The following is a 19,602-nucleotide window of genomic DNA, read 5'->3' on the forward strand; positions in this document are numbered from 1 at the left end:
GGCAATGCGGCGACTACTGGACGGCGTGCAAGTCAACCCATTAGGATAAGGCCGCTTATCCTGGCAATCCCGGGCATAAGACGGTTTCAAATGAGGGCGCTCAATTTCATGATGGCAGAGGCGAGACAGCCCCGGATAGTCCGCGATCCGGCAGCGTTGATTCCGGCGCTGATCGTGTTCGTCGCCCATGCCTTGCTTGGCGCGCGGTACGATCTGTTTCGGGACGAGTTGTACTTCATCGTCTGCGGGCAGCATCCCGCATTCGGCTATGTCGACCAACCGCCGGTCGTGCCTCTGATGGCCGCCGCCCTATTCAAGCTGGGGTTCGGCGCCTGGGGCGTACGCCTGCCCGCGGCCTTGGCTGCCGGATTGCTGGTGTACCTGGCGGTTCGCTTCACCCGTCTGCTGGGTGGGCGCGGGCTGGCCATCGCCCTTGCCGCCCTTTCCTGCGCGGTCGCGCCGATGCTGATGGGCCTTGCCGCCACGCTCAACACCTCGACATTCGATCCGCTGGCATGGACCGCCATCGCCTACCTGATGACCAAGGCGCTCCGAGAGGGGAACGACCGCGCGCTCGTGCTTGCCGGCGTGATCGCGGGACTGGCGCTGGAGATCAAATATGCGATGGCATTCTGGATGGTCGGGCTGACCATCGGCCTGCTGCTTACGCCTGAGCGCCGAATATTGCTGCGTCCGGCATTCTGGGTGGGCGTGGTGCTGGCAGCCGTGATCGCGGCGCCCTCCTTCGTCTGGCAGCTGCTCCACGGGTTTCCTTTCCTGGAGCTGGGCGCGGCAGCCAAGGGCAAGAATGTGGACGTGCCGCTGCTTCCGTTCCTGGCCAATCAGGCCTTCGTGATGAACCCGCTGTTCGCCCCCTTGTGCATCGCCGGACTTGTCGCACCGTTCGTGGTCGGCAAGCTCAGGGACCTGCGCTTCGTGACCATCGCGGCAGTGGTCGTGGTGGTCATCGTCAGGCTGGGCCACGGCAAGGACTACTATCTGGCCCCGCTCTATCCCTCGCTCTTCGTGATCGGCGCGGTTGCGCTGGCCCCGCTTGCGAAGGGACGGACCGGCAGGGCCATCGCCGGCATCGGCATGGCGGCGGCAGTCGTCATCTCCGCCCTCATCGCGCCGATGGCGTTGCCGGTTCTCTCGCCGGCGGGGCTCGCCGCCTACATGGGCCGCATCGGCATCGCGCCCCAACAGCAGGAGCGCAGCTTCAAGGGCACGGTCCTGCCGCAAGTTTTCGCGGACCAGTTGGGCTGGCACGATTTCACCGATCAGGTCGAGGCGGCATGGACCCGCGTCCCCGCCCCTTTGCGCGCGCAAACCGGCATCAAGGTCGACAACTATGGCGAAGCGGCGGCGCTCGATCTCTATGGCAAGCACCTGCCCCCTGCCCTCACCGGCCACAACCAGTACTTCGTGTGGGGCCTGCGCGGCCAGAACCCGCGCCATCTGGTCGTCGTTCAGGACGATCTTGCTGGCCTTGCGCCCTACTGTGAAAAGGTAACTCTGCTCGGCAAGACCTGGTCCCAGTATGCCATGGCGTATGAGAACGATAAGGTGATCGCCCTTTGCGAAGGGGTGAAGCCGCCGCTCATCCAGCTCTGGCCTGAACTCAAGAACTTCAGCTAGAGCCTTTTTTAGTCAGGTGGAATCACCTGATGACTCGGAAAACGCGATAAACCAAAATCTCAGAGCAGGCGCCCAAGACGCTCCGCCTGCTCTCGTTCCTTTCATTTCACAGTCGCGGGCATTTCAAAATGAGCAGGCGTTAACGCGCGTTTGGAAAAGCGCAGCGTGCGGATGGCCCCGTGGAAGAAATTCACCCGGTTGTAGCGCACACCGATAGAGGCATTGCCCGGCCCCTGCGGCGTGAAGCCCGCGACTTTCGCTTCACATTCAAGAACGCCATCGACGTAACTGCGATAGGTGGTGCCGTCGAATGTCTGGGCGACATGATACCAGCGCCCGATAGGGTGCAGTTTCACCGGGTCGATCAGCACTTGCGAATAGCCTTTCCCCTTAATGAAACTGTCCAGATACCATGCGTTACCGACCACCCGGATTTCGAACATGACGCGGGTCTGGTTCACGGGATCGTCCGACGCGAGGTGCAGCCAACGCTGCTCGAACGCGCCGCCATCAGGGCGGAATACCGCTTCCACGGTAAACTGCTTGGCGCCGGCGAGAGGGTGTCGTCCAAGGTAAATCGCATCGCCGACGCCATCGAACGCGGCGGCCTTTCCGACCGACGCCTGTTCGATCTTGGGGGCCCCGAGTATCCGGGGCCGCAAGTCGCCGATGCGGTCAAGGCGATCGAAGTTCCATACCTCCTGCTTCGCCTTGGCCTGCGCCGGACCGGCGAGCATCGCCACCGCGAACGCCGCCAAGGCGAGCAGGGGGAGAGCCCGGACCCGCATCAGTTCGCCTTCCCAAGGATAACGAGATTGTTGCGCTGGGTTACTTCCGGCGCACCGGTCGAAACCTTGACGTGCAGCAGATTCGGCGCGCCCGCCGGAACGGTGAGCGTGACGGTGGCAGTCTTTGCCCTCAGGTCGCTCGGCGCCGCCAATGCAGGGACCGGGGTGGACGCAAGAACCTTACCCTCCGGTGTCTCCAACGTCAGCGTGCCGCCGGGCGCGGCAACAGAACCCAGGCTGTGCACCGTAACTGAAAGCCTGCTGCCCTTCCGGATCACGTCGTCATCGCCAATGCCAAGGTCTGGACGATGCTCCGGCTGAACGCCTGCCTTCTGCTTGAGGCGGAAGGTCATGACCGTCGTGGCGCCCGGAGCAAAGGAGACCGGCAGCGATCCGCTGCGCTCGATCTCAACCTCGCGCGTGGAAACGTTGTTCTGCGCAACATCGCCTCCTTGCGGAGCGATGCCCTGCGACATTTCCCAGATGCCGCCCACCACGTTCCAGGTGCCCATGTCCGCGCGTTGCTCGGTTCCGGTCGTGTTGTAAGCGACTACCGTGAACCGATCGGGCGTGGCGTCGCGCACCAGGATGGCCACTTTCACCGCAGCCTCCGGATCGGCGAAGCGCCAGCTTACCGCATTACCCGGATATGTCTGGTTGCGCTTGAGCGCGATGCCGCCAAGCCGCTCGCGCTGGAGGTACTCGTTCGGCGCATCCACGCGGTCACTCCACCAGTGGCCTTGCGTGTACATGTACATGTGCTGGCTCTTGTCCGAGATTCCATGCGCGTTGAGCGCTTCGAGCCAGGCCCGATCGCCAGTGCCGTTCCAGGCTTCGAAGCGGGCGAAATCGTCCCCCCCCCCCGGCCTTGTTCAGCACGGCATCTTTCAACTCCGTCCGCTTGCCCAGCACGGTGAGCGCGTTCTCGTTGATCTCACTCAGCGCGCCGACATTGCTTTTGCCGACACGGCCGAGGATCGGGCGCAAATACTTGTCATCGCCCGTAAAGCGCCAGGACGCCCAGGCCGACTGCATTGGCAGCGATGCGCCGCCGCCGTCGCCCGCGCGTTCGGTGTCGTGGTCGAAACTGATTTCGTTGGGGAAGGTCCAGAGACCATCCGCACCCTGTTTGCCGTGGGCGAGCAAACCGTCGATCAGTCCCGTCACCATCCCGCGCGCGGTCGGATCCGCGTTATAGACGCCCAGAAGGATGGGCGAATGCGTGATGACGAAGCCATAGGGCTTCTGCCAGGCCCAGGGTTCGTCGTGGTAGATCTTGCGCGCGCCGTACCAGCTTGACGAGATGTGCATGTGCCCCGCCGGGTTCACGCGGATCACCTTGCCCAGCGCCTTGACCGTCGCCATCACCCGCTCGATCGCCTTGGGTTCCCCCCAGTTCAGATAGAGCCGTTCAGCGTCTGAATTGATGCCTTCTTCGTAGGCGTGGAGTTCGTCCGTGGTGATATAGGCCAGACCGTCGACGATCATGCCGTTCTTGTAGGCCGCATCCGACAGGGCCCGCAGCGATGTGTTGATCTTGTCCGGATCGACCCCCATCAACGCAAGGCCCGGCCACTGCTGCGTCAGATCGGTATCGTCGGAAATGCCGCCACCAAAATCGCCGTAGGGCACCTGCCTGTTGTCGATCCACCAGTTCACGAACTGGCGCGTGAGTTTCAGATCCTCAAGCTGGCGAAAGGCCCAAAGCGGCATGCCCGCCGGCGGTTCGGGCTGCACGAAAGGCGGTAGCTGATCCTCGGAATAGCTGATGTCGGCCCAGTAGCGCCGCGCTTCCAGATTGTCCGGGTCGACGCGAAGCAGGTCGGTGATGTCCCCGTAGAGGCGACGATAGAGCGCCGCGCGCTTGGATGCCGTGTGCTCTTCGACAAGGAAGGCCCAGTTGTCTTTCACCTGGTTGAAGCGATCGGCAATGTGCTCAACCTTCGCCTCGGCACGATCCTTGAACACAAGGCGCACGGTCATGCCGTCAAGCGACTTGGCCCCGAAATCCGAAGCGGCCGACGCGACCGTCAGGTAGAAACTGTCGGCCGTCAGGATGCGGTCGCGCAAGTCCAGCCACAGCGTGCGGGGTTGTCCCGGGCGGACCGAAACCTGCACGTCGATCATATCGCGATCTGGCCAGATCGGGTCCTTCACGCGAATATCGAGTGGGATCACGCCCTGCGCATTGGGCTTGGCATTGATCGCGGGCAGATCGATGGCCAGCCCATCCAATCCATCGTGGACGTTTTCCCAGCCATAGTTCCACGCCCGGGCCAGCGGGCGGTCTGCAGGTGCATCGCCAAAGTTTGATGGAATGAGCACATGGACCAGCGGAAGCTCGTTCCCAGTCCGCTGTGCCGCCCCCGAAGCGCCCGCGCTTCCGGCTCCTACCGCCGTCTTCATGCCGCTGGTCGGCAGCGCAACGACAGTCGAGCGTTCGTTCACCGGGTAGCGGCCGGCGATATGGGCTTTCAGCTGTTCCAGGGCGCCAAGATCCGCCGCAGCATCGGCATGCACCGTATAGCTGAGCTGGAACGTGCCGCGCGGCACTTCGCCAGGATGAATGTCATAAGCCCAGATTTCCTGGATCGGCTGTTCCTGCATCACATTGGTGAAGCGCAAGGTTCCGCCGGTTTTCATGGGCGTATCGGTAAGCGATCGCACCACGCCTTGCGGGCGGGTCGCAAGCTTGTTCCAGGCGGCCTTGCCATCTTGCGACCATTCCAGCGCGCCGTACGCCGCGCCCCGGATTTCGACGCGATTGAACGATGCATTGTCCGGCACGGTCAATTGATAGGTCTTGCCGCCCTCCACATAGACATTCCAGTCGGGCAGTTCGAAGTAATCGTCGCGGCCGGGCAGGCGCGATCGGTTATAGACGCCCGGCCAGGTCGTTTCGGCGATCCCGTCGATGCCCTTCCACATCCATTCCTTCAAATCCTTGGCATCGGCGAACTCGACCTTGCGGATCGTGGTAACCTTGTCCGCCAGCACCGGCGGGCTTTGGGTGTCCCAGCCGAAGCGATGGAGCCAGGCCTTTTGCAGGTCCGGCGACGAGGCGATCGGAGACACCTCCTTACGCTCGGCCAGTTGGGTAACCTGCGCCCCGCTCAGCATGTGATCGTAGACGCGAATGTCGTCCAGATCGGATCCGCGCATGAAGTTGTAGCGGCTCTGCACCTGATGCGGCGCGATAACGCGGCCGGCCAAGCCGAACTGGTCCAGCGCCATATCGAGATCCGCCGCCTGTTGCTTCGAGGCGACTTCCTTGCCGTCCCAGAACAGTCGAACACCCTGCGTTTCGTCCCAGGCGAACGCGATATGGTGCCAAGCATCGGCCGCCGGCGGTGTGGGGACCGTCCAACTCACCCGCACGCGTGAGAGATTGGCATCAGTAACGAAGGCGTCGAAACCGTGGCCGTTCCAATCGATGCGAAGGAATGCCATGTCCCAGCTCGAATGGTCGCCAGCGCTGGCACGGAAGATGACGAAGGGGGCCTCCCCCACCGGCGTATGGCTGCGCCAGAAAAAGGACAGGGTGCCGCGTTGGGCATAGATGTTGCCGGGGGCTTCCCAGGCCACATAGCCACCGTCCGACCATCGCCCTGCTCCGCCGATCGCGCCATCCGGGGTGATCGTAACATCGCTTTTGAAGTTGGGAGTGGCCGCCCCGCCGGAGACGATCGCATCGAAGCCCCTGTCCAGCGGGGCATGGAACAACAGGCCATCCGATTCCTGCGCCATAACCGAAGCGGGGGTGGCCGCAGCGATGCATAGACTGGCGACCGCCAGAGCTATCCTGGAGGTGGCCCGATTCGTTACGATACGCTTCCGGTGGTGCAGCACTTGGCATTCGCTCCCTTTGAGCCGAAGAGAACACGCCCTCCGGTCTTCGTTCTTCCCCCTCTTATGACACCGGTATCATTTTGTTCAACCGCATCGCTCGACAAACTGTCGCTCACCTGCCGAGAACCCGCCTGCGAGGGAGATACTTCGCGTGGCCACTGGAACTTACCCTGACCAATGGCCGAACCCGTCCGCCGGTTGGGAGCATCAGCATTCGGTAAAGCGACGCTCGGTCATCTCCCCGCGACCGAGCGTCACGCCGTCTACTTGTGGGCCGAACGATACGACGTCACAGTCGCGGTGAAAGCCGGTTTGCCGTCGGGACCGGGGTGGAATCCGGAAAGACTTTTCTTGGAGATAGTGAATGAGCGAGTTGATCCTCACCACCTACGATTGGGTTCCCGAGATGCCGCGCGGCATGGTCCGCGATCTGCGGGTGCGCTGGGCCTTGGAAGAGGCCGGACTGTCCTATCGGGTGGAGAGTACTCCATTTCGAGATCGCGGCCCCGACCATTTCGCGGCGCAGCCCTTCGGCCAGGTTCCGTGGCTGACCGACGGGGACTTCACAATCTTCGAGAGCGGCGCGATCCTGTTGCATCTCGGCGAGAAGAGCCCCGTGCTCATGCCTACGGATTCACGCGGGAGGGCCGAAGTGCTGGAATGGGTCATTGCCGCGCTCAACTCGGTCGACCTGCCGAGCCAGCCGTGGGCGCTGTTCCGCTTCATGGGCTTTCCGGGCCATTCGCCCGAGGCCAAATTCGTCGATGACTTTATGAAAGCCAGACTGGAGCGGATGGAGGCGGTTCTGGCCAGCCGTGAATGGCTTGTCGCCGGTCGCTTCACCGTGGCCGACCTCCTGATGGCGGACGTGCTGCGGCAGGTGCACCGGTTCGATGGGCTAGAAGAGTATCCCGCTTGTCGCGGATACGTCGTTCGCGCGACGGCCCGACCAGCCTTCCTGAAAGCATATGACAACCAGATCGCACACTTTGCCGCTGCAGATGCGGCTTGATGGACGCACCACCGAAGATCCGGGATCCGAAGCAGGAAATCTAACCTCAACTGAGGTATCCCCGATCGTCCGCTTCTCAAGGCTCAGCAGATCAACAAGTCCGGTCCCAATGATGCTCGCGGCGTCGCACAGATGATGCGGGTAGGGTTGGACCGCTCCATTCGATAACTGTGCCAACAAAGGCGAATTGAGCGAGTGGTGAATGGCCAGAGTGCATGGCAGCATGTCCATTGCGCCTCCAATCCGAGAGAAAGTCGCTTCTCGCACTCAAGCCCCGCGCAGGAAGGCCCGGCACGTGGGCCGGGCCAAATTCGGGACAGGACGACCGGCGCGGTCGGCGCCGGCGGGTGTTGTCGATTAGTTGGGCGCGCCGATCCGGATCACACCGACACCGTGGTCGATGAGGATCTTCGTGCCATAGGGCTGCGACAGCGACTGAAGGCGGTTCAGAATTCGCGCTCCGCTCGCCGCGTCCGCCATGTGGGGCACGCCGCGGCCTGCTCCGCTGGCATTCACCCCGAGATCGATCGGATAGAGCCGCACTTCCATCAGTTTGCCGTCGCGGTAACGCGATGTGGCAATCACCGTCTCGTAGAGGTTGGGATCGGAAAACTCCTTGGCGTTACGTGCGGCCAGAAGTTCGGGCGTAGTCACGCTGCCCGGTGTGACGCCGAACTGGTCGTACATGTCGGCCGGAACATCATCGAGCGAATTGTTCATCATCGCAAAGTTGCCCAGCGAGTAGAAGATCGGCCTGCCCTTGTAGATTTCGATCCCGCGAAGCTGATGCGGACCGTGGCCGACATAGACGTCCGCCCCCGCATCAATCGCCTGATGAGCGAGGCCTTGCGCGAAGCCAGCCGGCGTCTTGCTGGCATTGCCTGGCTCGTGATTGTGCAGCGAGAAGACGACGAAGTTGCCGTTCTCCTTGGCCTGCCGCACCGCCAGCAGGTTTGCGCCGACGTCCTTCTGGTTGAGATCGTATTCGATCTTCATGGGCGAAGCGGCATCGGCGGCGAAACGATATTCGCGGCCCTTCATCTTTACCGGTGCGCCATCCTTCGTTCCCGACAATCGGGCGATCACGGCAAGATCGGCTTGAGACACGAGGCCGACTTCGGTGCTGCGGATCGTGTTCGCACCTCCCCGACCTGGTACCTGCCCCAACGGATCAGCGGCGGGCGACATCGGCGTAAAGGTAGTGGTTGCCGAAACCAGCCCGATCCGGCCGTGGCCTGCATCGAAATACGCAGGTGCGCGGGCCGCCGTCATCGAACGACCGGTGCCCGCATGCACGACATGCGCCGCATCGAGAAGATCAAGCGTATCGAGCATGCCTTCCACGCCCCAATCCGTCGCATGGTTGTTGGCATGGCCGACGATATCGATGCCCATACCGGCCACGTCCGCTGGCACCTTCGGATCGGCGAGCATCCAGGTGCCACCCGATTCCGCCTGCGGCGATCCCTTGAAGGTCTTCAGATCGAGTGCGGTGGTTTCGAAATTGCCGAAGGTGACATCCGCGCTGCGGAGAAGGCGCAGCATGTCGGGAGACTGCTTTTCCAGCGTCGCCAGCATCGGCCGCAAGTAAATGAGATCGCCCACGGCCGCGAACGTGAAGTCGCCGGCAATCGGCGTGCTGGGAACGCTCGTGACGTCCGGCAGCTTGCCGCCCTCCTCCTCTTCCTCCGCAAAGGCGGGCATCGCGATAGCGGCAAAGGCGGCAGCGCCTGCAACAAGCAGGGCGCGAAATGCGCGGCGGCGGATAGGCATGACGGAATTCCCCTTGGACTGGCCCGATAATGGCTGGCCCCAAGGGTTATCGACCGGGGCTGACATGAACCTGTCACGCCTGTCGGATCGAGAGGCAGATCACGCCGCTTCGGCGCGGAACTCCACTCTGGCACAAAGGCCTTGCCCGGTACGGCCGTCATCCAGAGTCACTCGCGCGCCAAGGCGTTCAGCCAGCGCCCGCGCGATCGGCAGGCCAAGACCGGTGCCGAAAGCCTGGCTCTGCCCCCGCACGCGGTAGAACCGTTCCCACACTTTTTCGCGTTCCTCCGCTGGAATTCCCGGCCCGGTATCGTCGATCTCCACGAAGGCATTGTTCCCGCGCCTGCCGAGAAGCACCGTGACGGCGCCGCCCGGGCGATTGTAGCGGATCGCGTTGTCGAGCAGATTGCCGATCAGTTCGGCAGCCAGTCGCGATTCCCCGATAGCAATGACAGTGCCGTCGCTTTCATGCTCATAGCTGATGTCGATATTCGCAGGCGCCAATGCAGCACGGTCCGCGGTGACCGATGCCGTCACCTCCGACAAGTCGAAGGGTTCGAGCAGCGTGCCTTCCTGATCCTCGCTACGCGCGAGCGAGATCAACTGGCGCAGCAATTGCTCCAGTGAATCTATCGCATGGGGAATGTCCTGAAGCGCCGCCTGCCCTTGCGGTGATTCCGGCCCATAGCGATCGAGCACGTCAAGCTGCACGCGCGCAACCGCCAATGGCGTGCGCATCTGGTGCGATGCATTGGAGGTGAACTGGCGCAGCGCGTCGGCCACCCGATCCAGCCGCACCATCAGGCCGTTGAAGGCTGTAACGAAAGGCCGCATTTCCACCGGTGCCGTCTCCGGAGCTTGCAAGCGGAATGAGGGGGACGCATCGTGCCGGGCCTGTTCCACCTGCCGCGTCATGTCCAGCAGCGGGCGCAAACCCCAATGGATCGCCCACCAGAACAAGGCACCGGTCACCACCAGCGCGGCCAGACCGACCATCAGGACGCGCAGACTGAAGTTCTGCTCGTACGCGGCGCGGTCGTCCACATAGTCAGCAATCTGGATCGCGATCAGGCCATCGTCCCCGGCCGCGCGGCGAATCTCGGTGGCGATGCGCACGGGCTTTCCGCGCAACATTCCGTCACGCAAGTAAGCGGCCTGGGTAACAGCTTGGGCATCGGCTGGATCGAGATAACCGCGTACCAACCGGTGTTCGCGATAGGCATTGTAAAAGGTGGCCGGGGCATGCGCGTCGGTCACTCCGTTCCATTGGCGCGCATAGTCCGTCGGCGGCAGCAGTGCCGGATCGCCCGCAATCGCCTTATCGCCGCGATAGACGCTGTAATGCACCACCGGGCGAGCGCGCCGCTTGAGCAAGTGGATCGCCAGCGGCACCAACCGCTCGCGATCCTGCGGGGGGCTGTTGTAGGCTAGGCTGAGCGTGCGGACCGAGCCGACCAGCACGCGGTCCACCGTATCGGCTTCGGTATTGTGCGTGACCAATACCGTCACCACGCCGAAAAACAGGACGAGCGCGGCAAGCGGCAGCATCACCGCGCCGGTGAGGCGCACACGCAACGACGGCGCGCGCGGAGGACGGACGTGCAGCATGGCGTCTTGCGTCAGGTCAGGCCGCCTCGATCATATAGCCCAATCCACGCACCGTCCGGATTGCCGGGCCAGAGGGCTGAAGCTTGCGGCGCAGGCGGCCGACGTAGACTTCCAGCGCATTGGGCGTGACGGCATCATCGAAGGCGAAGACCTCTGCCGAAAGCCGTTCCTTGGGGATCACCTTGCCGGGGCGACCCATCAGCGTTTCCAGCACCGCCAGTTCGCGGCGGCGAAGATCGAGCACGCTGTCGTCCAGCGAGACGGTACGGCTCGACCGGTCGAACACCAGAGTGCCGATGCGCAGCACCGGATCGGGCGTGCCCTGACTGCGGCGAACCAGAGCGCGGATGCGCGATTCGAGTTCGCGCGGGTCAAAAGGCTTCGCCATGTAATCGTCGGCACCGCGATCAAGCCCGTTGATGCGATCGTCCACCATGTCCCGTGCGGTCAGGATGATGACGGGCGTTACTCCCCCGCGTGCCCGCAAGCGCGAAAGCACGTCCAAACCGTCCAGATCGGGCAGACCAAGATCGAGGATAATCGCCGCGTAAGGCTCCTCCCCTGCAAGCTGCAAAGCGTCCTCGCCATTTTCCAGACGGTCCACCGAAAAGCCCGCTGCCTCCAGCGAGGCGGCCACACCGCGCGCCAGCCGTTCGTCATCTTCAACCAGCAACAAACGCATCAGAAATTCCCCAAATGACGACCCGGCACCCCTCCCCAAGGATGCGAAATTACGCCACGCATGGCTCCACGCATAACAAATGCCAAGCCCGGGCAACACACTCTTGCAATTGATTGCACAAAAGCTTGACGCTGGGCGCACATGTCAGGTTCGTGACAGCGAGGCACTCTAGCTCTTCCCCTCGAACGCAACACCGCTTGGGCCCAGAGCCAAAGGCAGCGGGTTGCGGGACCGAAGGGGACCTTGCGACATGAAGTTGAGCCTGACGCCGATTGCCGGCGTGATGACTGCCATTGGAATTGCCGGTGCGGCCTATGCGGCGCCTGCGCCGGCCCCCGGCCCGGCAACAGCCCCCCAGATCGCGCAAGTCGATGCGATCTTCGCGCGCTGGGCACATCAGGATACGCCGGGCTGTGCCGTCGCCGTTTCGCGCGATGGCCAGATCATCGCGCAGCGCGTCTATGGCATGGCCAGTCTGGAACTCGGCGTGCCGGCCAAGCTGGATTCGATCTACGAGGCGGGGTCCGACTCCAAGCAGTTCACCGCCGCCGCCACGCTGATGCTGGCCCGCGAGGGCAAGCTCTCGCTCGATGACGACATCCGCAAGTACGTGCCGGAAATGCCGGACTACGGCGCGCCGGTCACCATCCGCCACCTATTGCACCACACCAGCGGGTTGCGCGACTGGGGTTCGGTGGCTGCCATCGAAGGTTGGCCGCGCAACAGCCGCACGGCGGACAATCAGGACATGCTGGGCATTCTGGTCCACCAGAAGGAGCTGAACTTCGCTCCCGGCGCGCATTACCTCTACAGCAACAGCAACTTCAACCTGCTGGCGATCATCATCCAGCGCGTGAGCGGCCAGTCGCTGGCGGACTTCACGCATGATCGCATCTTCGTGCCGCTGGGCATGACCCACACCCGTTGGCGCGATGACCACGGCGATGTCGTCGTCAGCCGCACCGGTGCCTACGAATTCGAAAGGGACGTCTATCGCAACGATCAGGTGATCGAGGACGCCTACGGCAACGGCGGCCTGCTCACCACCGTCGGCGATCTGGTCAAGTGGCAGGCGGCGCTCGACGACGACCGCTTCGGTCCCGGCTTTACCGAGGCGATGCAGCAGCCGACCGCGCTGAACGACGGCACCCGCATCGCCTATGCCCTGGCGCTGGTGAACCTGGATCACAATGGCGAGCAGGAAGTCAGCCACTCGGGCTCGACCGGCGGCTACCGCGCGTGGATGGCCCGCTATCCCAAGCAGAAGCTGGCCGTGTCGCTGCTGTGCAACGGTGGCAACGCCGATACCCCGACGCTGGGTCGCGCTGTCGCCGACGTGTTCCTCCCCGCCTTCAAGGCCCAACCCTATACGCCCAAGGGCCCGCTGCCGACCGGCCTTTACGCCGATGGCATGACCGGCTTCCCGGTCCGCTTCGCCGCCGACGCGCAAGGCCAGCTCACCGCCGATGGCCGCGCCCTGTCGCCGGTAAGTGCCGGTCGCTGGGCACTGCGCGAGGACATCTTCGCCTTTTCCAGGTCCGGCCTCGTCCGCGAAAACCGTGAGGGTGAGCACATCCCCTATCGCAAGGTCGATCAGGTCACCGTGTTCGATCCGAAGGATTTCACCGGCCGCTTCTGCGGCGTCGACACTACCGGCTGCCTGACCTTCCGTCAGGAAGGCAACGCGCTGGTCTACGATGGCCCGCGCTGGTCCAGCCGCCCGCTGACCGTGACCTATGCCGATGTCTTCACCGGCGACGCACTGCCGCAGTCCTCGGCCGTGACGGTCAAATTCAAGCGCGATGCGGCCGGCAAGGTCACCGGTCTGCGCTTCGGTGAAGGCCGTGCCTACGACGTCGAGTTCCGCCGCGTCGACGGCTGAGCCCTCTCCCGACAGATTCACCACAAAAGCCGCTCAGGGGCGGCCGGATAAACTCAACAAGGGGTCCACAAACATGCGTGATACCAACCGAAAGTTCCGCCAATTGCTGGCCGGGGGCACCGCTGCCCTCGGCCTGACCATCGCCTTCGCCCAGCCCGCCATGGCGCAAGACACCGCGCCTGCGGATGAGGCCGCCGAGAGCGGCCCCGCCATCGTCGTTTCCGGATCGCGCATCGATCGCAAGGGCTTCGACGCGCCCACGCCGACCACCGTCGTCGGTGAGACCGAGCTGCGCCTTGGCGCCCGCCCCAGCATCGCGCAGGTTCTGAACGACCTTCCCCAGTTCCGCGCCACGCAGACGCCGGCCAGCACCGTGGCCAACACCAACTCCAGCGCTTCGGCCATGGATCTTCGCGGCCTTGGCGTCACTCGCACCCTGACGCTTCTCAACAATCGCCGGTTTACCGGCTCTGCCGACCTCAACACCATTCCGCAGGGCCTGGTGAAGCGCGTCGATGTCGTCACCGGCGGCGCCTCTGCCGCTTGGGGTTCGGGCGCGATCGGCGGCGTGGTCAACATCATCCTCGACGATGAGCTTGAAGGGCTGACCATTGGCGCGCAGAACGGTATTTCCACACGCGGCGACGGCTATCGCTACAGCTTCGACGGCACCTTCGGCACCAAGTTCGCCGGCGGTCGCGGCCACTTCATGATCGGCGGGGAATACCAGAACGACGAAGGCATCCTCGACCGCAACTCGCGCAAGAACGTCGGCAGTTCCAACCTGTTCTCGCCCGTCGGCGGCGATCACGACTACATCCTGGTGCGCGACGTCAATGCCTCCAACACCAGCCTTGGCGGATTGATCACCTCAGGCACGCTCAAGGGCCAGACCTTCAATGCGGATGGCACCCTGCGGAACTTCCAATATGGCAGCCAGATCAGCGGCACCACCATGGTCGGCGGCGAAGGCGTTGCCACCAACGACGAATATGCGCTGACCAACCCGTACCAGCGCGTGAACGCCTATGCCCGCGCCAGTTTCGAAGTGGGCGATGCCACCTTCTGGGCGGACGGCAGCTACAGCCGCATCTGGGCCAGCTATCCCTTCTATGCGGAAAGCGGCACCTACACGATCTCGGCCGCCAACCCCTACCTGTCCGACACGATCCGCAGCCAGCTTGCCGCTGCCGGCGAAAGCAGCATCAAGGTCGGCCGCGTGTTCGAGGACTATGGCTACCGCAACTTCGACTACTACCGCCAGAACGTGGAAGGCGCGATTGGCGTGGACGGCAGCTTCGCCAACGGCAAGTGGCGCTACAGCGCCTATTACAGCCACGGCGAAATGCGCAACATGCAGAGCTACCACAACCAGATCACGGGCACGAACCTGACCAATGCGCTGGACGCGGTGACCGATTCCAACGGCAACATCGTCTGCCGTGTGGCGCTGACCGATCCGAACACCGCCTGCGCCCCGCTGAACATCCTGGGCACCGGAACCGCCAGCCAGGCCGCGATCGACTATGTCTTCGGCAACACCGCGCGCGCTGTCTATACCACCAAGCTGGATTCGACCGGTGCGAGCCTGCGCGGCGACCCGTTCTCGACCTGGGCAGGTCCGGTCTCGATCGCAGTGGGCGCCGAGGCGCGCTGGGAAGAACAGGTGACCAGCGGCCTTGACGCCATCTCGGCCGCCAAGGGCTTCAGCCGCTTCAACTTCTCGCCCCTCAATGGCGGGTTCAACGTGCAGGAAGCGTTCGGCGAAGTCGCCATCCCGCTGCTCGACCAGCCGTTCAGCAAGATCGACGTCAATGGCGCTGCTCGCTACAGCCACTACAGCACCAGCGGCGGCATCTGGTCGTGGAAGCTGGGCTTGACCGACCGCATCTTCGACAACCTGCTGCTGCGCGTATCGCGTTCGCGCGACATCCGTTCAGGCAGCCTCAGCGAACTGTTCACCACCACCACGACCAGCTTCTCCACCGTGGCGGAGAACGGCAACACCTATTCGGTCACCCGTTACGGCGGCGGCAACGCGAACCTGAAGCCCGAAATCGGCAGCACGTTGACCCTGGGCGCCGTGTTCACGCCCACGTTCCTGCGCGGCTTCAACCTCTCGGTCGATTACTACAACATCAAGCTGCGCGATGCGATCACGTCGCTGGGTGCGCAGGACATCGTTTCGGGCTGCGATAACGGCAACACCGCGCTCTGCACGCAGATCGTGCGCGACAGCGCCGGCGCGCCGACCACGATCTACACCACCTACATCAACCTGGCCGAATACAAGACCAAAGGCGTGGATATCGAAGCCACGTACCAATTCCCGATGAGCACGATCGCCTCGAACCTGGGCGGTACCCTGCGCCTGCGCGGCCTTGCCACTTACGTCCCCAAGGTGCTGATCAACGACGGCACCACCACGGTCGACCGCGCAGGCGACGTGGGCGACAACGTCAGCTTCGGCACCCCGCACTGGCGCGCCAGCGGCATCGTCACGTATTCTAGCGACGCCTTCTCGCTCGATACTCGCGTGCGCTATGTCGGCGGCGGCAAGTTCAACCATGCGCTGGACATCGCCAACAACGACATTTCCGCCCGCGTCTACGTGGACCTCGGCGCCTCTGTGAATGTCGACAAGTTCACAATCTTCGCCAACGTCAACAACCTGTTCGACCGTGATCCGCCGCTGACCACCTACGGCGCGATCCATTACGACACCATCGGCCGCTACTTCTCGCTGGGCGCCAAGGTTCGCTTCTGATCTATCCCATGGAAGCGTGAGGGATGGCGGCCTGTCATGGGCCGCCATTTCTGATTTTGCGCCAATCGCTCGAATGCTTCCAAAAAGGCTGGCGCTGAAGTTCATGGCGTTGATGCTTCCGGTGGTTTGCGTGCCAAACGCGACATTCGCGTTCCTCCGATCTTGCGAGAGCAGAGAGCGAATCCGGTCGGTCGATCAATCGATGGATGCGCGGATAAGCGACAGCGGATCGGTAAGCATCGGAATAGCGGACAGTCTGCACAGGGAGCGTGGAAAATTTTGGCTGAACGTCGTGGAAGGGTCGACATCGGCAGACACAACGTACGACGACACCGTCGTTTTGAAGCCTGAAGGCGGGAGTCTTTCGGCAGACATGCTCTTTTGCGCTCGGCGGTCATTCAATTTTTCCGTGAAGTCGGCTGAAGAGCGTCGTGCCATCACATAATCCGATCAGCATGTTCGTCGCTGGGAATCCAACAAGTCTCTCGCCTGCCGAAAATCCTGTATCGATTGCGCGCTACCCACCGATACACTGGATCGCGCATCCAACGCGGAACCAGGAGCGCTAGCCCTGCAATGCGCCATGGCCATCCAAGGCCTGTATAGATCGACAGCACTGCATCGCTGTCCCGCAGTACTCTGTCGCCATCGATAAGCAGAATGGTGTCCGGATCGTCAGGATCTACACCATGGCGGCGGAACAATGCCGCGCCGACTTCTCCCTGCATCGGCGCAAGGCGGTAACGGCGGGCTTTGTCGTGGGTCAGGATGAACTGCGCATTGGCAGAGCAAAGCACGCATTCCCCGTCGAACAGGATGATGGGATGCACTTCAGACATCGCGGCGCTCCAAGCTGCCCGTGTAGTGGATGGCACGTCCCAGCAGCGGCAGGCTGACCGGAACGTCGAAAACGTAACGCCCATCCTGCTCCCGTTCTGTGGCTCGGCAGCGCGGGCGAAGCCAAGACGGCAACGGCAGGCCCAGAAAACGAAAGGCCACCAGATCCAGCAAAATCCGGCCTTCGCCGGAAGACACTTGGAAGATGTTGGTAGCCAAGCCCATCCTTTCCACCATCAAACCGTCCCTGACGGTGAGGTCACTGCTGTAACTGCGCCCGGCGAATGTACGCCGCCATCGTTCGCCGTGCTCCAGTCGTTCGAAGACGACGACTACCGGAATTCCGTGCCCTTGCGCTGGCAATTTCATCATCCGGCAAAGCAACCGGGCGACGCGATTGCGGCTCAGCGTCACATGCGCCAGCCCTTCCCAGCGCTGCGTATCATCGGCGTCATGCGCCGCGCGAAGCACCGGCGGCAGTGCATCCATCCCGCCTGACAGGAGGCGCCGGAACAATGGCGGTTTCAAAATGCGATCTCCGGTTTGGCAACCATCAGCCAGTAGATAACGATGACGCCGATGAAAGCCGGCCAGCCAAGGCCGAACCACCAGCGCGACAGACGGAAATACTGCGGTGGCAGCGCCTCGCCATCCGGCGTCCTATCGGCGATCCGGCGCATCTCGACCTGAATGAACACGACCGGCACCCAGCAGGCACCTACCAGCACATAAAGCAGCATCGCCGCCACCAGCCAACCGCTGCTCAGCGGAAAGCCCGCGATCTGCGCCAGCCATACGCCCGTCACGGGCTGAACAACGACGGCAGGCGTCGTGAACAGCCAGTCGGCAAGGACGACATTGCGGTTCACCACGCGGCGCGCGGCGAGCGATCCCGTACGGTTCGCCATCCATCCGTGAAAAGCCGTGCCCAGCCCCGTCCCGAACAGCAGCGTGGAACTGAGAATATGGATCAGCTTGAGAAGCAGGTATTCATCCACGGCGCATCTCCAATGCATGAACGGCGAGGGAAAGGCCCAGAACGGCCAGGTTCTTGACGAGCGGCCCGAAAGGGTCCGTCCAGAGTTCGGGGGCGATCGCGCTGAGGATCGCCGTGTAGCCACCCATCAGCACCACGCCTGCAAGGGAGGCGCCGCGTCGCTTTGCCAGAATGGCCAGGCCCACGGCGATGTCGGCCAGCGATCCGGCCCAGAGCGCGCCCACCGCCGCCGCGCCCTCAAGCCCCAGCCGCGCCAGGATGGCATCGGTGCTGCCGGCAGGTGCCAGCCCCAGCGAGACCAGTCCCCCGGCGAGCCAGACCAAGGCCAGCAGCCACCGCATGACGGGGGCTATCGGCGTCAGTTGGCTCATCGCCAGATCGGCCTCGGTCGATGGATGCAGCGCCAGTATCTGTCCAACCGGACGGGGCGTGATCCCCGTCGCCTCGACCAGCGGAGCAAGCGGCGCAGTATTCCCCGCCGCGAGCATGGTCAGGCTTTCTGGCGAGGCAGGCCCTATTCCCGCACGGGTGACGAGGGCCAGAAGCCAGCGCGGGATCGGCAGGACCGGCGCCCGCTCCATCTCCGGCCCCAGCCCCAGTCCCAGCCAGCGCCGCATCTCGGCGGTCAGTTCGTCCGTGGACATCGCCTGGGGACCGACGACGTCAAGCCGGGCGCACAGGGCCTTGGGTGCCCGAAGCAGGTGCACCAGGATCGCCACCAGGTCATCGACATGGATCGGCTGCACCTGCCAGTGACCGCTGCCCAGGCGCGGCGTCACCGGCAAGGCCGCCAGTGCAGCAAACAACGCAGCGCTTGCGCCGCCGCGCCCCAGGACCAGCGAGGGCCTCAGAACCGCCCAGCCCATGCCCGTTCCATCGGCGCCAAGGCGGGCGAGGTGATCGTCCGCCGCGCGCTTGCTGCGATGGTAGGGCGTCGTCCCGGTCTCGTCCGCGCCAAGCGCGGATATCTGGATCACCCGGCCGACACCCGCCGCGCGCGCGCCATCGAACAAGGCGATGGCCCCGCGCTGATGAACCCCGGCGTAATCGGCCCCGGCGCCGATGATACCGGCACAGTTGACCACGGCATCGATGCCGCGCAACCTCTCCGCCCAATCACCGGCCCCGTCGCGCGCGAGATCGCAGGACACGATCTCCACACCGGGCAGGAGCCGAGACAAAGCCTTGGGATCGCGCCCGGCCGCGACGACCTGCAGGCCTTCGCCTGCAAGCCGCGCCGCCAAGTGCCGCCCGATGAAGCCCCCAGCCCCGACGATCAGCACACGCATCATGGCCTCCTTACGCCTCATGACCGGCGCGGCGCGGCGTGCGACTCCACACCGCATAACCCATGCCGACAAGCGCCAGGAGAATGCCGAACAGCGCGCTCGTCATCGTTCCTTGCACAAGGTCGGTCGGGTCCGTCGCCACCGGGTGGAGCGAGACGAACAGCAACGGCGTGGCCATCATCATCACGACCGTCCACACGCTCCAGAACCGCGAGCGTTGCTCGGTTCCGCACAGTTCGGACAGGAGGATCAACAGCGGGCGCCACAGGGCGACGACAGCCAAGGTCGCAACCAGCACGGTAAGGGCATAAGTCAGCAGCAAAGCGGCAATCGGGATCAACATGGCGGGCTCCTTCATGGATGCCGCGCCAGGCCGGCGCGGCTTCGGGAGCCTTTTCGCAAGTGGCATGCCAATTGCGTAAAACCACGAAAGGCCGCGGGTTTCTGGCGCTCTGACATGGATGGATGTTAACGACGTGT

General features: G+C 63.6%; 15 protein-coding genes. 4 read left to right on the plus strand and 11 right to left on the minus strand.

Features of this window, described 5'->3' with window-relative positions; all coding sequences use genetic code 11:
- Nucleotides 1-90 precede the first annotated feature (90 nt).
- Entirely contained in the window at nucleotides 91-1,638 is a 1,548-nt protein-coding gene (locus tag WBP06_RS24285; protein WP_395334789.1) for a glycosyltransferase family 39 protein, read from the plus strand.
- Between the two features lie 101 nt (nucleotides 1,639-1,739).
- Here the strand turns inward: WBP06_RS24285 and WBP06_RS24290 are convergent, their stop codons facing one another.
- The 3 genes from WBP06_RS24290 to WBP06_RS24300 are packed head-to-tail and all read right to left on the minus strand — an operon-like array spanning nucleotide 1,740 to nucleotide 6,173.
- The gene (locus WBP06_RS24290) at nucleotides 1,740-2,375 is read right to left on the minus strand and encodes a LamG domain-containing protein (RefSeq protein ID WP_395337572.1); all 636 of its coding nucleotides are present in this window, start codon (nucleotides 2,373-2,375) and stop codon (nucleotides 1,740-1,742) included.
- A 50-nt stretch (nucleotides 2,376-2,425) separates the two neighbouring features.
- Nucleotides 2,426-3,184 (minus strand): hypothetical protein, encoded by a 759-nt coding sequence (locus WBP06_RS24295; RefSeq protein ID WP_395334791.1) that lies wholly within the window; start codon nucleotides 3,182-3,184, stop codon nucleotides 2,426-2,428.
- Nucleotides 3,150-6,173, minus strand: coding sequence for a LamG-like jellyroll fold domain-containing protein (locus tag WBP06_RS24300; RefSeq protein WP_395334793.1), 3,024 nt, complete (start codon nucleotides 6,171-6,173; stop codon nucleotides 3,150-3,152). Before WBP06_RS24300 ends, WBP06_RS24295 begins: the two co-directional genes overlap by 35 nt.
- A 466-nt stretch (nucleotides 6,174-6,639) precedes the next feature.
- Between WBP06_RS24300 and WBP06_RS24305 the strand changes: the two genes are divergently transcribed.
- Nucleotides 6,640-7,287 (plus strand): glutathione S-transferase family protein, encoded by a 648-nt coding sequence (locus tag WBP06_RS24305; protein ID WP_395334795.1) that lies wholly within the window; start codon nucleotides 6,640-6,642, stop codon nucleotides 7,285-7,287.
- 357 nt (nucleotides 7,288-7,644) lie between these two features.
- Here WBP06_RS24305 and WBP06_RS24310 read toward each other — a convergent pair whose 3' ends face one another.
- From WBP06_RS24310 to WBP06_RS24320, 3 genes are all read right to left on the minus strand, one after another.
- On the minus strand, nucleotides 7,645-9,060 hold the full coding sequence (locus WBP06_RS24310; protein ID WP_395334797.1) for a CapA family protein: 1,416 nt from the start codon (nucleotides 9,058-9,060) through the stop codon (nucleotides 7,645-7,647).
- A gap of 99 nt (nucleotides 9,061-9,159) precedes the next feature.
- On the minus strand, nucleotides 9,160-10,668 hold the full coding sequence (locus WBP06_RS24315) for an ATP-binding protein (RefSeq protein WP_395334799.1): 1,509 nt from the start codon (nucleotides 10,666-10,668) through the stop codon (nucleotides 9,160-9,162).
- 16 nt (nucleotides 10,669-10,684) lie between these two features.
- The gene (locus tag WBP06_RS24320) at nucleotides 10,685-11,350 is read right to left on the minus strand and encodes a response regulator transcription factor (protein ID WP_395334801.1); all 666 of its coding nucleotides are present in this window, start codon (nucleotides 11,348-11,350) and stop codon (nucleotides 10,685-10,687) included.
- Between the two features lie 250 nt (nucleotides 11,351-11,600).
- On the opposite strand from WBP06_RS24320, the gene WBP06_RS24325 reads away from it, so the two are divergent.
- Nucleotides 11,601-13,232 (plus strand): serine hydrolase domain-containing protein, encoded by a 1,632-nt coding sequence (locus WBP06_RS24325; RefSeq protein ID WP_395334803.1) that lies wholly within the window; start codon nucleotides 11,601-11,603, stop codon nucleotides 13,230-13,232.
- 73 nt (nucleotides 13,233-13,305) lie between these two features.
- Nucleotides 13,306-15,999 carry a TonB-dependent receptor domain-containing protein gene (locus WBP06_RS24330; protein ID WP_395334805.1) on the plus strand — a complete coding sequence of 898 codons (2,694 nt, stop codon included), beginning with the start codon at nucleotides 13,306-13,308 and terminating at the stop codon, nucleotides 15,997-15,999.
- 437 nt (nucleotides 16,000-16,436) lie between these two features.
- On the opposite strand, the gene WBP06_RS24335 is transcribed toward WBP06_RS24330, so the two are convergent.
- Genes WBP06_RS24335 through WBP06_RS24355 form a run of 5 tightly spaced genes read right to left on the minus strand, consistent with a single transcriptional unit; the run spans nucleotide 16,437 to nucleotide 19,465 of the window.
- Nucleotides 16,437-16,838 (minus strand): thiol-disulfide oxidoreductase DCC family protein, encoded by a 402-nt coding sequence (locus WBP06_RS24335; protein ID WP_395334807.1) that lies wholly within the window; start codon nucleotides 16,836-16,838, stop codon nucleotides 16,437-16,439.
- Complete coding sequence (locus tag WBP06_RS24340; protein WP_395334809.1) at nucleotides 16,831-17,325, minus strand: DUF4166 domain-containing protein; 495 nt, start codon at nucleotides 17,323-17,325, stop codon at nucleotides 16,831-16,833. The genes WBP06_RS24335 and WBP06_RS24340 overlap by 8 nt, the downstream gene beginning before the upstream one ends.
- Before the next feature lie 35 nt (nucleotides 17,326-17,360).
- Nucleotides 17,361-17,834: a DUF2269 family protein gene (locus WBP06_RS24345; protein ID WP_395334811.1), complete on the minus strand. Its 474-nt coding sequence runs from the start codon at nucleotides 17,832-17,834 to the stop codon at nucleotides 17,361-17,363.
- Entirely contained in the window at nucleotides 17,827-19,125 is a 1,299-nt protein-coding gene (locus WBP06_RS24350) for an SDR family oxidoreductase (protein ID WP_395334813.1), read from the minus strand. Before WBP06_RS24350 ends, WBP06_RS24345 begins: the two co-directional genes overlap by 8 nt.
- A 7-nt stretch (nucleotides 19,126-19,132) precedes the next feature.
- On the minus strand, nucleotides 19,133-19,465 hold the full coding sequence (locus tag WBP06_RS24355) for a hypothetical protein (RefSeq protein WP_395334815.1): 333 nt from the start codon (nucleotides 19,463-19,465) through the stop codon (nucleotides 19,133-19,135).
- Between the last annotated feature and the right edge of the window lie 137 nt (nucleotides 19,466-19,602).

Source organism: Novosphingobium mississippiense (assembly GCF_044029535.1).
Classification (GTDB): Bacteria; Pseudomonadota; Alphaproteobacteria; order Sphingomonadales; family Sphingomonadaceae; genus Novosphingobium.